2 protein-coding genes are annotated in these 14,235 nt (G+C 76.7%); both read right to left on the bottom strand.

Features of this window, described 5'->3' with window-relative positions; translation table 11 throughout:
* Positions 1 to 1,913, bottom strand: a 1,913-nt coding sequence (locus ABTW95_RS17050) for a type I polyketide synthase (RefSeq protein WP_500226729.1), incomplete at its 3' end; no start/stop codon positions are given.
* A complete protein-coding gene (locus ABTW95_RS17045; protein WP_500226728.1) occupies positions 1,910 to 14,218 on the bottom strand; it encodes an SDR family NAD(P)-dependent oxidoreductase in 12,309 nt (4,102 codons plus the stop codon). The genes ABTW95_RS17050 and ABTW95_RS17045, both read right to left, overlap by 4 nt.
* Between the last annotated feature and the right edge of the window lie 17 nt (positions 14,219 to 14,235).

Genomic DNA, 14,235 nt, shown 5'->3' with positions numbered 1-14,235 from the left:
GCCACCAACCCCACCGAATGCCCGGCCACCGCATCCGGCCGCACACCCAGCCACTCCACCAACCGCCACAACGCCACCTCGACCGCGAAAATCGCGACCTGGGCGACACCGGTCTGATCCAGCGAGCCGTCCGGGGTGTCGGTGAACACCAGCTCCCGCAGCGGCAGACCCGTCAGCTCCTCCACCTCATCGAACGCCGCGGCGAACACCGGGAAGGTCTCATACAGCTCCCGGCCCATCCCCACACGCTGACTGCCCTGACCCGTGAACAGCAGTCCGAGCCGCCCGGACGACACGCTGCCGCGCACGACGGTGTCCCCAAGGAGCACCGCGCGGTGGTCGAGGGCGGCGCGCGTCGCCAGCGTCATCGCGACGTCGGCGGCCGGGGCGCCGCGGTAGTCCCGCACCGCCTCGATCAGCGCGTCCACGGCGGCGGCGGACCGGCCGGAGAAGACCAGGGGCGGCGCCGGACGGTCGTCGTCCGCGGCGGGCGCGGCGGGCGCGTCCTCGCGGGGGGCCTCCTCCAGGATCACGTGCGCGTTGGTGCCGCTGAACCCGAACGAGGACACCGCCGCCCGGCGCGGCCGGTCCACCCGCGGCCACGGCCGGGTCTCGGTCACCGGCTCGACCGCGCCCGCCGACCAGTCCACGTGCGGCGACGGCTCGTCCACGTGCAGGGTCGCCGGGACGACGCCGCGGCGCAGCGACTCCACCATCTTGATCACGCCGGCGAGGCCGGCCGCCGCCTGCGTGTGGCCGATGTTCGACTTGACCGACCCGAGGAGCACGGGCTCGGCGCCCCCGCGGTCGCGGCCGTAGGTGGCGAGCAGCGCCTGCGCCTCGATCGGGTCGCCGAGCCTGGTGCCCGTCCCGTGCGCCTCCACCACGTCGACGTCGCGGCCGGTCAGCCCCGCCGAGGCGAGCGCCGCCCGGATCACCCGCTGCTGCGACGGGCCGTTCGGCGCGGTCAGCCCGCTGCTCGCGCCGTCCTGGTTGACGGCGCAGCCGCGGACGACGGCGAGCACCCGGTGGCCGAGCCGCTGAGCGTCCGACAGCCGCTCGACCAGCAGCACCCCCGCGCCCTCGGCCCAGTTCGTGCCGTCGGCGGACGCCGCGAACGCCTTGCACCGCCCGTCCGCCGCCAGGCCCCGCTGCCTGCTGAAGTCGACGAAGGCGCGCGGGGTGGCCATCACGGTCGCGCCGCCGACCAGCGCCAGCTCGCACTCGCGGTCGCGCAGCGCCCGGGACGCCAGGTGCAGGGCGACCAGCGACGACGAGCACGCCGTGTCCACCGTCACCGAGGGGCCCTCGAACCCGTACACGTAGGACAGCCGGCCGGACAGCACGCTGCCCGCGCTGCCGGTGCCCGAGTATCCGGCGGTCCGGTGCTCGGCGCCGTGGATCAGGTCGCCGTAGTCCTGGCCGTTCGTCCCCATGAAGACGCCGACCGGGCGGCCGCGCAGGCCGGTCGGCGGCACGCCGGCGTGCTCGAACGCCTCCCACGCCGTCTCCAGCAGCAGCCGCTGCTGCGGGTCCATCGCCAGCGCCTCGCGCCGGGAGATGCCGAAGAAGTCGGAGTCGAAGTCGGCGGCGTCCTCGATGAACCCGCCGACCGCCACCGACGACGAGCCGAGGTCGCCCGGATCGCCGGAGAGCCTGCGCAGGTCCCATCCCCGGTCGGCCGGGAAGTCGCCGATCGCGTCGCCGCCGCCGGCCGCCAGCCGCCACAGGTCCGCGCCGGACCGCACCCCGCCGGGGAACCGGCAGCCGATGCCGATGACGGCGATGGGCTCGCTGGACGACCCCGACAGCTCGGCGACGCGCCGGCGGAGGCGCTGGATCTCCTTGAGCGAGTCCCGCAGGGCGCCGACGACCTGGCCGCCGGCCTCGCCCGTCGTCTCGTTCGGCGTCATCGAGCGAGTCCTTCCGTGTTGCGCGCGAGTTCCAGCAGGCCCTGGAGGTCCAGGGCGTCGATCTCGTCGTCCGCGACGTCCCGGGCGCCGTCCGCGGGAGCCGCCGCGGAATCCGTGTCGGGGTCCTCGCCGGAGAGCTCGCGCATGACGTGCTCGGCCAGGGCCTCCGGTGTCGGGTGGTCGAAGAGCACGGTGGCCGGGAGCCGCAGGCCGGTGAGGACGATGAGGCGGTTCCGCAGGTTCACGGCGGCCAGCGAGTCGAAGCCCAGCTCCTGGAACCCACGGTCGCCGATGACGCGGTCGGTGGACGCGTGGCCGAGCACCGCCGCCGCCTCCGCCCACACGGTCTCCCGGACGAGGTCGAGCCGGTCCTGCGCGCCCGCCGCCTCCGCGAAGCGCTTCGCCAGGGACGGGCCGTCCGGCCGTCCGTCCGGTGCCGCGACCGGCCCGTCGGCGAGCCCGCTCAGCAGCGGGCTCGGGCGGATCGCGGTGAAGTGGGGGGCGAAGGCCGGCCAGTCCACGTCGGCCACGGCCACGGTGCCGCGGCGGCCGTCGCCGAGCAGCCCGCCGAGCGCGTCGAGCGCGCCGTCCGGGTCCAGCGCGGTCAGGCCGCCGGCCGGCCGGTGACCGTCCCCGGCCCCGGCCAGGCCCGCCCCGGACCACGGCCCCCACGCGACCGACAGGCCGGGGAGGCCGTCGGCGCGGCGGCGCTCGGCGAGCGCGTCCAGGTAGGCGTTGGCGGCGGCGTAGCCGGCCTGCCCGGCATTGCCGAGGAAACCCGCGAGGGAGGAGAACAGGACGAAGTCCGCGAGTTCGCCGCAGCGCTCCCTGGTCAGCTCGTCGAGGTGGCGGGCGCCGTCCGCCTTGGCGGCGAGCACCCGCGCGAGGCGCTCCGGGGTCAGCTTGTCCAGCACCCCGTCGTCGGTGATCCCCGCGAGGTGGACGACCGTGCGGAGCGGTCGGCCGGCGGGGATCTCGTCGATGACGCGCGCCAGCGCCTCCCGGTCGGCGACGTCGCAGGCGACCAAGCTCACCTCGGCGCCGAGATCGCGGAGTTCCCCCGCCAGCCCGGCAGCGCCGGGGGCGTCGGCACCGCGGCGCGACAGCAGCAGCAGATGCTCCGCGCCCTCGGCGGCCAGCGCGCGGGCGACCCGTGCGCCGAGCCCGCCCGTGCCGCCGGTGATCAGGACGGTGCCCGGGGCCGGGCGCCAGGGCCGCGGCGCGGGCGCGGCGGCCCGCGCCATCCGCCTGGCGAACAGGCCCGCGGCGCGGACAGCCACCTGGTCCTCGGCACCGGCCAGCGCCGCGCACAGGCGGGTCGAGGACCGGTCGTCCGGCTCGGCGGGGAGGTCGACGAGGCCGCCCCACCGGCTCCCCAGTTCCAGTGCGGCGACCCGGCCCAGCCCCCACGTCTGCGCGGCGAGCGGCGAGCCGATCCGATCGGCCGCCGTGACGGCGACGGCCTCAGACGTGGCGCACCACAGCGGTGCGTCCGTGTTCTGGAGTGCCTGCGCGAGGCGCAGATTGGCGGCGAGCCCGGCCGGGACTCCGCCTCCGGGCGGCTGCTCCCGGTCGCGCAGCGCGGCGAGGGACAGCACGCCCGCCAACCGGCCCGTGTCCGGCAGGGCGACTGGCCCATCGTCGTCCGGGACCACCAGTTCGTGGACGGTCGCCCCGTTCTCGGTCATGGCCCGGACGATCCGCTCCGTCCATGCGCGCTCGCGGTCGTCACCGCCATCGGCGACCGCCACCAGCCAGGTGCCGGAGAGCGCCGCGGCAGTGTCGGGGACGCTGCGCCAGCTCGCGGTGTAGCAGCCGGCCCGGTCGGCGGGCGCGGCCTCGGCTTCCGCGGGCCAGAACCGTTCGCGCTGGAAGGGGTAAGTGGGGACGTCGGGGTCGGGCTGGGCGTTCCAGGCGGTGAACAGGGTGGGCCAGTGGACGTCGGTGCCGTTGGTCCAGAGCGTGGCGAGCGCGGTCAGGAAGGTTTCGGTCTGGGGGCGGCCTCGGCGCATGGCGGGGGCGAAGACCTGGCCGTCCTCGTCGGTGATCTGCTGGGCGAGGGCGGTCAGGACGGCGTCGGGTCCCAGTTCCAGCCAGCGGGTGGCGCCCTGGGCGTGCAGGCCGGTGACCATGTCGGCGAACCGGACGGGTTCGCGGACGTGCGCGACCCAGTAGGCGGGGTCGGTGACCTGGGCGGGCAGCCCGGCGATGGCGGGCTCGTGGAAGGTCAGGCCGGCCACGACCTGGCCGAACTCCTCCAGCATCGGGTCCATCAGCGGCGAATGGAACGCGTGACTGACGGTCAGGGCCTTCACGCGCACGCCGTCGCCGCGCCACTGCTCGGCCAGTTGCTCCACGGCCTCGGCGTCGCCGGAGACCACGACCGAGGTCGGGCCGTTCACTGCCGCGATCGCCACCCCCTTAGGCAGCGACCCAGTGACCTCTTCTTCGGGAAGCTCGACCGCCAGCATCGCCCCACCCTCCGGGAGCGCCTGCATCAGCCGCGCCCGCGCGGTGATCAGCGTGCAAGCGTCCTCCAGGGACAGGACTCCGGCGGCGTGGGCTGCGGCGATCTGCCCGACCGAGTGGCCGTTGACGTAGGCGGGACGCACGCCCAGCCACTCGACCAGCCGGTAGAGGGCGACCTCGATGGCGAAGATCGCGACCTGGGCGACGCCGGTCTGGTCCAGCGAGCCGTCGGGGGTGTCGGTGAACACCGTGTCCCGCAGCGGCAGGCCGGTCAGCTCCTCCACCTCGTCGAAGGCTTCGGCGAACACCGGGAAGGTCTCATGCAGTTCCCGGCCCATGCCCGCCCACTGGCTGCCCTGGCCGGTGAACAGCACCGCCAGCTCACCTTGGCTGGCGCTCCCTTCCACGACCTGGTCGGCGAGCAGGACCGCGCGGTGGGGGAACACCGCCCGGCGGGCAAGCGTCGCCCCGACGTCGGCCACCGCCACGTCCTTCGCCGCAGACAGGAAGGCCCGCACGCCCGCGATCGCCTCGGTGACCGCGCCGGGGGTCTTGCCGGACACCACCAGCGGCACCACGTCCGCTGTATCCGCCGGGCGGGGTGGCGCCTGCTCCTGCGGCTGTTCCAGGACGACGTGGGCGTTGGTGCCGCTGATCCCGAACGACGACACACCCGCCCGCCGCGGCCGATCCGCATCCGGCCAGGCGACCGGCTCGGTCACCAGCTCCACCGCACCCGCCGACCAGTCCACATGCGGGGACGGCTCGTCCACGTGCAGCGTCGCCGGAACCACGCCATGCCGCATGGCCTGCACCATCTTGATCACACCCGCGACACCCGACGCCGCCTGAGCATGACCGATATTCGACTTCAACGACCCCAACAACAGCGGCCTGTCCCGATCACGCCCCCGCCCATACGTCGCGAGCAGCGCCTGCGCCTCGATCGGGTCGCCCAGCGGCGTCCCCGTCCCATGCGCCTCCACCACATCGACGTCCCGCTCGGTCAGCCCCGCCGACGCCAGCGCCGCCCGGATCACCCGCTGCTGCGACGGACCGTTCGGCGCCGTCAACCCGTTGCTGGCACCGTCCTGGTTGACCGCCGAACCGGCCACCACCGCCAGCACCCGGTGGCCGTGCCGGCGGGCGTCCGACAGCCGCTCCACCAGCAGCATCCCGACACCCTCGGACCAGCCCGTCCCATCCGCCGACGCCGCAAACGCCTTACACCGCCCATCCGGCGCCAGACCACGCTGACGGCTGAACTCGATGAACGTGCCCGGCGTGGCCATCACCGTCACCCCACCGGCCAACGCCAGATCACACTCACCCGACCGCAGCGCCTGAGCCGCCAGATGCAACGCCACCAACGACGACGAACACGCCGTGTCCATCGTCACCGCCGGACCCTCCAGACCCAGCGCGTACGCCACCCGACCCGACGCCACACTGCCCGCGGTCCCGACCAGCTGGTAGCCCTCCGTCAGCTGCGAGCCGCGCAGCAGGTCGTGGTAGTCGTGGCTGATCACGCCGGTGAACACGCCGGTCCGGGAGCCGCCGAGCGCGGTCGGGTCGATGCCCGCCCGCTCGATCGCCTCCCACGACACCTCCAGCAGCAGCCGCTGCTGCGGGTCCATCGCCAGCGCCTCACGCGGCGAGATCCCGAAGAACTCCGCGTCGAAGTCGGCGGCGTCGTGGAGGAACCCGCCCTCGCGGGCGTAGCTGTGTCCCAGCCGGTCCGGATCGGGGTCGTACAGCCCCTCGTCCCAGCCCCGGTCGAGCGGCAGCCCGGCGACGGCGTCGCCGCCGGCGGCGACCAGCTCCCACAGGTCCCGCGGCGACCGGACGCCGCCCGGGTACCGGCAGGCCATCCCGACGATCGCGATGGGGTCGCCGTCGGAGGCCGGCCGCGGCCGCGCGTGCGGCGCACCGGGGGCGTGCGCCGCGCGCGGCGGGTCGCCGGCGGCCTCCGACAGCAGTTCCCGCAGGCGGGGGGCGAGGCCCGCGGGGGTGGGATAGTCGAACACCAGGGTCGCGGGCAGCCGCAGGCCGGTCGCGGCGGCGAGCGCGTTGCGGAAGTCGATCGCGGTGAGCGAGTCGAAGCCGAGTTCCTTGAACGTGCTGCTCCGCAGGCGCGCGGGGTCCAGTTCGGTGAACCCGAGGACGTCCATGACCCGCCGCCGGATCAGGTCCAGCAGCAGCTCGTCGCGTTCCGGGTCGCCGAGGCCCGCGAGCGTCCGGGCGAGGCCCCCGGCCGGGTGGGCGGCCGCGCTCCGCCGCACGGTCCTCCCGCGGTGGAGCGCGGCCAGCATCGGCGGGGGCGCGGCGGCGGACGGCGCGGCGGTGTCGAAGCGGGCCGCGACGGGCGCCGGGCGCGCCGGGTCGGCGACGGCGGCGTCCATGAGCGGGAGCGCCGCCGCCGGGTCCAGCGCGACCATGGCGTCCCGTTCGGTGCGGCGCGCGTGGGCGGCGCCCAGGTCCCGGGTCATGGCGCTGTCGGCCGCCCACAGGCCCCAGGCGATCGACGTGGCGGGCAGGCCGGCCGCGCGGCGCCGCCGGGCCAGCGCGTCGAGGAACGCGTTCGCGGCGGCGTAGTTGCCCTGCCCCGGGTTGCCGAGCACGCCGGCGGCGGAGGAGAACAGCACGAACGCCGCCAGGTCCGTCCCGGCCGTCAGCTCGTGCAGGTGCCAGGCGGCGTCGGCCTTCGAGCGCGCGACGGCGTCGAAGCGGTCCGGCGTCTGCGCGGTGATCACGCCGTCGTCGACCGCGCCGGCGACGTGCACGACGGCCGACAGCGCGCGGCCGGCCAGCAGCCGCGCGAGGGCCGCGCGGTCCCCGGCGTCGCACGCCGCGAACTCGGCGCGCGCTCCCCGCCCGGCCAGTTCGGCGGCCAGTTCGGCCGCGCCCGGCGCGTCCGGGCCGCGCCGGGACACCAGCAGGAAGTCCCGGACGCCGTGGGCGTCCGCGAGATGCCGGACGACCAGCGAGCCGAGCGCCCCGGTCGCCCCGGTGACCAGGACGGCGCCGGCGCCGTACGGGCGGTCCGCGGGGACGGTGAGCACGACCTTCCCGACGTGCCGGCCGGCGGACACGAACCGGAACGCCTCCGGCGCGCTCCGCACGTCCCAGGCGCGGACGGGCGGCGGCGCGAGGACGCCGTCGCGGAACAGCCGGAGCAGCTCGCCGAGCATCGCGCCGATCCGCTCGGGGCCGGCCTCGGCGAGGTCGAACGCCCGGTACCGCACGCCGGGGTGCCTCGCCGCGACCGCGGCCGGGTCCCGGACGTCGGTCTTCCCCAGTTCGACGAAGCGGCCGCCGCGCGGCAGCAGCCGCAGCGAGGCGTCCGTGTGCTCGTGCGCCAGCGCGTTGAGCACCACGTCGACGCCCTCGCCGCCGGTCGCGTCGAGGAACCGGTCCGCGAACCCGAGCGTGCGGGAGTCCGCGACGCGGCCGGGCGGCACGCCGAGCGCGGCGACCGCGCCGTGCTTGCCGGTGGACGCGGTCGCGTACACCTCCGCGCCGAGGTGCCGGGCGAGCTGCACGGCGGCCGTCCCGACGCCGCCGGCGGCCGCGTGGACGAGCAGCCGCTCGCCGGCGCGCAGCCCGGCCAGGTCGGTGAGGGCGTAGTAGGCGGTGAGGAAGACGACCGGCACGGACGCGCCCTGCGCGAACGTCCAGCCGTCCGGGAGCGGGGCGAGCATCCGGGCGTCCGCCACGGCCACCGGCCCGAACCCGCCTTCGACGAGGCCCATCACCCGGTCGCCCGGCGCGAAGCCGGTGACCCCCGGACCGGTTTCGAGGACGACCCCGGCCCCCTCGCCGCCCAGGGTGATCTCGCCCGGGTACATGCCGAGCGCGTGCAGCGCGTCGCGGAAGTTCACGCCCGCCGCCCGGATCCCGATCCTGACCTGGCCCGGCTCCAGGTCGGCCTGCGGCGCGGGGACGAGCGCGAGCCTGTCCTCCAGCGCCCCGTCGCCCGTCACCTCCAGGCGCCACGGGCCGCCGTCCGCGGGCGGGACGAGGGCCGGGCCGCCGGCGGCCGTGCGGGTCAGGCGCGGCACGAGGGCCTCGCCGCCGCGGATCGCCAGCTGCGGCTCACCCGCCCGCAGCGCCGCCGCGACGGCGGCGCCGACCGCGGCGTCGGAGGCCGGGTCGCCGTCCACGTCGACCAGGACGAACCGGCCGGGGTTCTCCGACTGCGCGGACCGGGCCAGGCCGAGGACGGCGGCCATGGCGGGGTCGGCGTCGTCGCCGGGCGCGGCGGCCGCGGCCCCGCGGGTGACGATCGCGAGCGGCCGGTCGGCGTCCCCGGCGAGTTCGCGCTGGATCTCGGCGAGCGCCCAGGCGACGGCGGTGCGCGCGGCGGCGGCCGGGTCGGCCGCCGCCGCGTCCGGGCAGCGGACGACCTCGGCGCCTCCCCCTTCCGGGGCGGGGCTCCCGTCCGGGACGAGCGGGAGCGGCTCCCAGGAAACGTCGAACAGGTCGCCGTCGCCGGGGCCGCGGAGCCGGCCTGGCTCCAGCGGCCGGAGGGTCAGGCCGCCGATGGCCGCGACCGGCTGCCCGGTGTCGTCCGCGACGGTGAGCCGGACCGGGCCGTCGCCGGTCAGCCGCACCCGCAAGGCGGTGGCGCCGGAGGCGAGCAGCCGGACCCCGGTCCAGGCGTAGGGCAGCGCGAGGCCGCCGGCGCCGTCGGCGTCCAGGAACCGCAGCGGGTGCAGGGCGGCGTCCAGCAGCGCCGGGTGCAGCCCGTACCGCCGCGCCTCGGCCTCATCACCGGGGAAGGCGATCTCGGCGTACACGGCGTCGCCCGCCCGCCATGCCGCGCGCAGCCCCTGGAAGAGCGGCCCGTAGGCGAGGCCGGCGGCGGCCCGCTCCTCGGCGAACCCGCCGATGTCGATGGGTTCGGCCGAGGGCGGCGGCCACTGCGTCAGCGGCTCGGCGTCCGGCCCGTCCGCGTCGCCCACCGCGTTTCCCATCGCATCGCCCACCGTGCCGGTCGCGTGCCGGGTCCAGGGCGCGGCGTCATCGGCGGCAGGCCGGGAGTGCACGGTCACCGACCGGCGGCCCGCGTCGTCCGGAGCGGTCACGCCGACCTGGACGCTGACCGCGCCGGACTCCGGGATCACCAGCGGGGTGTGCACGGTCAGCTCCTCGACCGCGGAGCATCCGGCGGCGTCGGCGGCCCGGACGGCCAGCTCCACGAAGGCGGTGCCGGGGAGGAGCAAGTGCCCGTCGACGACGTGGTCGGCGAGCCACGGGTGGGTCGCGAGCGACAGCCGGCCGGTCAGCAGGTGCCCGCCGGTCCCGGCCAGGTCCGCCGCCGTGTCCAGCAGCGGGTGGCCGGCGGAGCCGTCCGGCGCCGCGCCGCCCGCCGGCAGCCAGTACCGGCGCCGCTGGAACGGGTACGTGGGCAGCGCGGGGGTGACGCGGCCGCCCCAGGCGGCGAGGAGCGTGCGCCAGTCCACTGTGGTGCCGGCGGTCCACAGCGTCGCCAGCGCGGTGAGCAGGGCCTCCGTCTCGGCGCGCCCGGCGCGCATCGCGGCGGCGAACACGTGGCCGTCCTCGTCGACGATCCGCTGGGCCAGCGCGGTGAGCACGCCGTCGGGGCCGAGCTCCAGCCACCGGTTCGCGCCCCGGGACCGGAGGTCCCGGACGGTGTCGAGGAACCGCACGGGTTCGCGGACGTGCGCCACCCAGTACGCCGGGTCCGCCACCTCGGCGGGCAGGCCCTCGATCGTGGGCGCGTGGAAGGACAGGCCGGCCACGACCCGGCCGAACTCCTCCAGCATCGGGTCCATCAGCGGCGAGTGGAACGCGTGGCTCACCGCGAGCCGCTTCACCCGGACCCCCGCGGCGCGCCACCGGGCGGCCAGCGCGGAGATCTCGGCATCCGGTCCGGAGACCACGACGTCGGCGGGGCCGTTCACCGCCGCGACGCCGACGGTCCCGGGCAGGTCGTGGACGACCCGGTCCTCGGGCAGCTCCACCGCCAGCATCGCCCCGCCGTGCGGGAGCGCCTGCATCAGCCGCGCCCGCGCGGCGACCAGCGTGCAGGCGTCCTCCAGGGAGAGCACCCCGGCCGCGTGCGCCGCCGCGATCTGGCCGACCGAGTGGCCGCTGACGTAGGCGGGACGCACGCCCAGCCACTCCACCAGCCGCCACAACGCCACCTCGACCGCGAAGATCGCCACCTGCGCGACACCGGTCTGATCCAACAAGCCGTCGGGGCTGTCGGAGAACACCGACTCCCGCAGCGGCAGACCGGTCAGGTCTTCGACCTCGTCGAAGGCTCGGGCGAACACCGGGAAGGTCTCGTACAGCTCGCGGCCCATCCCCGGGCGCTGGCTGCCCTGCCCGGTGAACAGGACCGCCGGCTCGCCGGGTCCGGCCGTCCCGCCGATCCGCCGCTCCCCGAGCAGGACGGCGCGGTGCCCGAACACCGTCCGCGACGCCAGGGTCATCCCGATGTCCACGCCCGGCACGTCCGGCGCCCCCGCCGCGAACTCGCGGACCCGCTCGGCCATCGCGTCCACGGCGGACGCCGACTTCCCGGACACCGGCCACGGCACGAGCGGCGCGGCGGCGTCCGGGCGGGCCTCGTCCTCGGCCGGAACGCCCTCCAGGATCACGTGCGCGTTCGTCCCGCTGACCCCGAACGACGACACGGCGGCCCGCCGCGGGCGGTCCACCGGCGGCCACGGCCGCGCCGCGGTGAGCAGTTCGACCGCGCCCGCCGACCAGTCCACGTGCGGCGACGGCTCGTCGATGTGCAGCGTCGCGGGCAGCACGCCGCGGCGCATCGCCTCCACCATCTTGATCACGCCGCCGACCCCGGCCGCGGCCTGCGCGTGGCCGATGTTCGACTTCAGCGACCCCAGGTAGAGCGGGCGGGCGGGGTCGCGGCCCTGCCCGTACGCGGCGATGACCGCCTGCGCCTCGATCGGGTCGCCCAGCGCGGTGCCCGTCCCGTGCGCCTCGACGGCGTCGACGTCCCGCCCGGTCAGCCCCGCCTGCTCCAGCGCCTGCCCGATGACGCGGCGCTGCGCCGGGCCGCTCGGCGCGGTGAGGCCGTTGCTCGCGCCGTCCTGGTTCACCGCGGTGCCGCGGACCACCGCGAGCACCCGGTGGCCGAGCCGCCGGGCGTCGCCGAGCCGTTCCAGCAGCAGCACGCCGGCGCCCTCGGACCAGCCCGTCCCGTCCGCCGCCGCCGCGAACGCCCGGCACCGCCCGTCACGCGACAGCCCGCGCTGCCTGCTGAACTCCACGAACGCCGAGGGGGTGGCCATGACCGCCACCCCGCCCGCGAGGGCCAGGTCGCACTCGCCGGACCGCAGCGCCTGGGCCGCGAGGTGCAGCGCCACCAGCGACGACGAGCACGCCGTGTCCACCGTCACGGCCGGCCCCTCGAACCCGAACACGTAGGAGATCCGGCCGGACGCCACGCTCCCCGCGCTCCCGGTGCCGAGGTAGCCCTCCAGCTCCGCGGGCGGACGCCCGGCGCCGGCGGCGTAGTCGTGGAACATGACCCCGGCGAACACTCCGGTCCGCGAACCGCGCAGCGCGGCCGGGTCGACGCCGGCGCGTTCGATCGCCTCCCACGAGGTCTCCAGCAGCAGCCGCTGCTGCGGGTCCATCGCCAGCGCCTCGCGCGGGGAGACGCCGAAGAACTCCGCGTCGAAGTCGCCCGCGTCGTGCAGGAACCCGCCCTCGCGCACGTAGGAGGTGCCCGGCGTCTCCGGGTCGTCGTCGTACAGGGCGTCGAGATCCCAGCCCCGGTCGGCGGGGAACGGCCCCACCGCGTCGGCCGAGCTCTCCACCAGGCGCCACAGGTCTTCCGGCGACCGGACATCGCCGGGATACCGGCACGCCATCCCGACGATCGCCACCGGCTCGGCGGACCAGGTCCGCGGGCGGCGCCGCCCGCGCGCCTTCGCCTCGTCGCGCTCGCCGGTGAGCCGGTACAGCAGCTCCGCGGCGAGCTCGGCCGGCGTGGGATGGTCGAAGGCGATGGTGACCGGGAGGTCCAGGCCGGTGCCGGCGGCCAGCCGGCCGCGCAGCCGGACCGCCGCCTTGGAGCCGAGGCCGAGCGACCTGAAGTCGCGCCCCGGGTCGACCGCCTCGGGACCGGCCAGGCCCTTGACCTCCGCGGTGGCGGTCCGCACGAGATCCGACAGGGCGGCCAGCCGGTCGCCGTAGGCGGGCAGCCGCACCAGGCCGGCGAGCAGCTCCGCGCGCGCCTCGGGCAGGTCCTCCGCGTCCCGCGCGTCGCCGGGGACGGCCGGCGCCTCCGCGTCGGAGATCAGCGGCGTGGACGCCAGCCCGGCCGCGGCGCGCCGCATCGGCTTGCCGGAGCCGGTCCGGGGGACCGCGTCGACGGCGCGGATCTCGGCGGGCACCTTGTGCGGGGCGAGCCGCTCGCGGCACAGGTCGAGCAGCGCCCGGGGGTCCGGGCCGCCGCCGGGCGCGGGCACGACGTAGGCGACGGGGACCTCGCCCAGCCGGTCGTCCGGCCGCCCGGCGACGATCGCGTCGGCCACCCCCGGCGCGCCGAGCAGCACCCGCTCGATCTCGCCGGGATGGACGTTCTCGCCGCCGCGGATGATCAGTTCCTTGAGCCGGCCGGTGATGGTGAGGAAGCCGAGCTCGTCCCGGCGGGCCAGGTCGCCGGTCCGGTACCAGCCGTCCTGGAGCGCCTCGGCGGTCGCGTCCGGGCGGCCGTGGTAGCCGGCCATGACGTTGGGCCCGCTGACCCAGACCTCCCCCTCGGCGCCCGGCGCGACGACGTCCCGCCGCGTCTCGGGGTCGACCAGGCGGACCGCGAGCCCCGGCACCGGCAGGCCGCAGCTGCCGGGCGGCGCCCCGCCGGGCGAGGTCATCGTGATCGCGCCGGAGGTCTCGGTGCTGCCGTAGCTGTCGAGGAGGGCGATGCCGAAGGTCTCTTCGAACGCGCGCCGCAGCTCGGGGGTGGTCACCGCGCCGGTGACGAGGCAGGAGCGGAGCGCCGGGGCGTCCAGCCCGCCCGCCGCGGCCTCCAGCAGCTCGTGGTACATGGCGGGCACGCCCGCGAGCATGGTGAACGGCTCGTCCCGGATCGCGTTGAGCACGTCGTCCGCCGAGTACCCGGGGAGGATGCGGGCCGTGGCGCCGGTGGCGGTCACCCCGACCACGCACAGGACGTGCGCGAGGCTGTGGTACAGCGGCAGGGGCCACAGCAGCAGCTCGTCCGCGGAGAGGCCGAGCTGCGGCGCGTAGCACGCCGCGACCGACCAGAGGGCGTTGCGCTGGGTCGCCAGCACCCCCTTGGGCTCGCCGGTGGTGCCCGAGGTGTAGAGCGACCAGGCGATGTCGTCCAGCCCGAGGTCGTCGCGGGCCGGGACCGGCGGCTCGGCGGCGGCGAGGGCGGCGTAGTCGAGCTCCGCGGCGGGGTCGCCGGCGACGATCAGCGGGGTCCCCGCCGCGCCGCGGCGCTCCAGCACCTCCGCGAGCCGGCCGGCCCGGGGGCGGTCCGTGATGACCGCGGTGGCGCCGCTGTCCCGCAGGATGTGCGCCAGCTCGTCCGGCGAGCCGTGCGGGTCGACGGGGATCGCGACCGCGGCGGCCCGCAGCACGGCCAGGTAGCTCTCCGGGACCTCCACGCTGTTGCCGAGGCAGATGACCACCCGGTCGGCGCGCTCCACCCCGAGGCTCGCCAGGTGCCCGGCCAGCCGCGCGGTGGTCCGTTCGAGCTCGGCGTAGGTGACCGAGCGCCGGTGGTCGCGGTAGGCGACCTTGCCGCCGCGGCTCCGCGCGTGGGAGCACAGGAGCTCAGCCAGCGGCCGTACCAGTTCACCGCGCACGTGCGTCACCACTCCCG

It is taken from the genome of Spirillospora sp. NPDC127506, assembly GCF_040302145.1.
Classification (GTDB): domain Bacteria; phylum Actinomycetota; class Actinomycetes; order Streptosporangiales; family Streptosporangiaceae; genus Spirillospora.
Note: the sequence above shows the minus strand (reverse complement) of the source record. Positions and strands in the feature narration are given on the sequence as shown.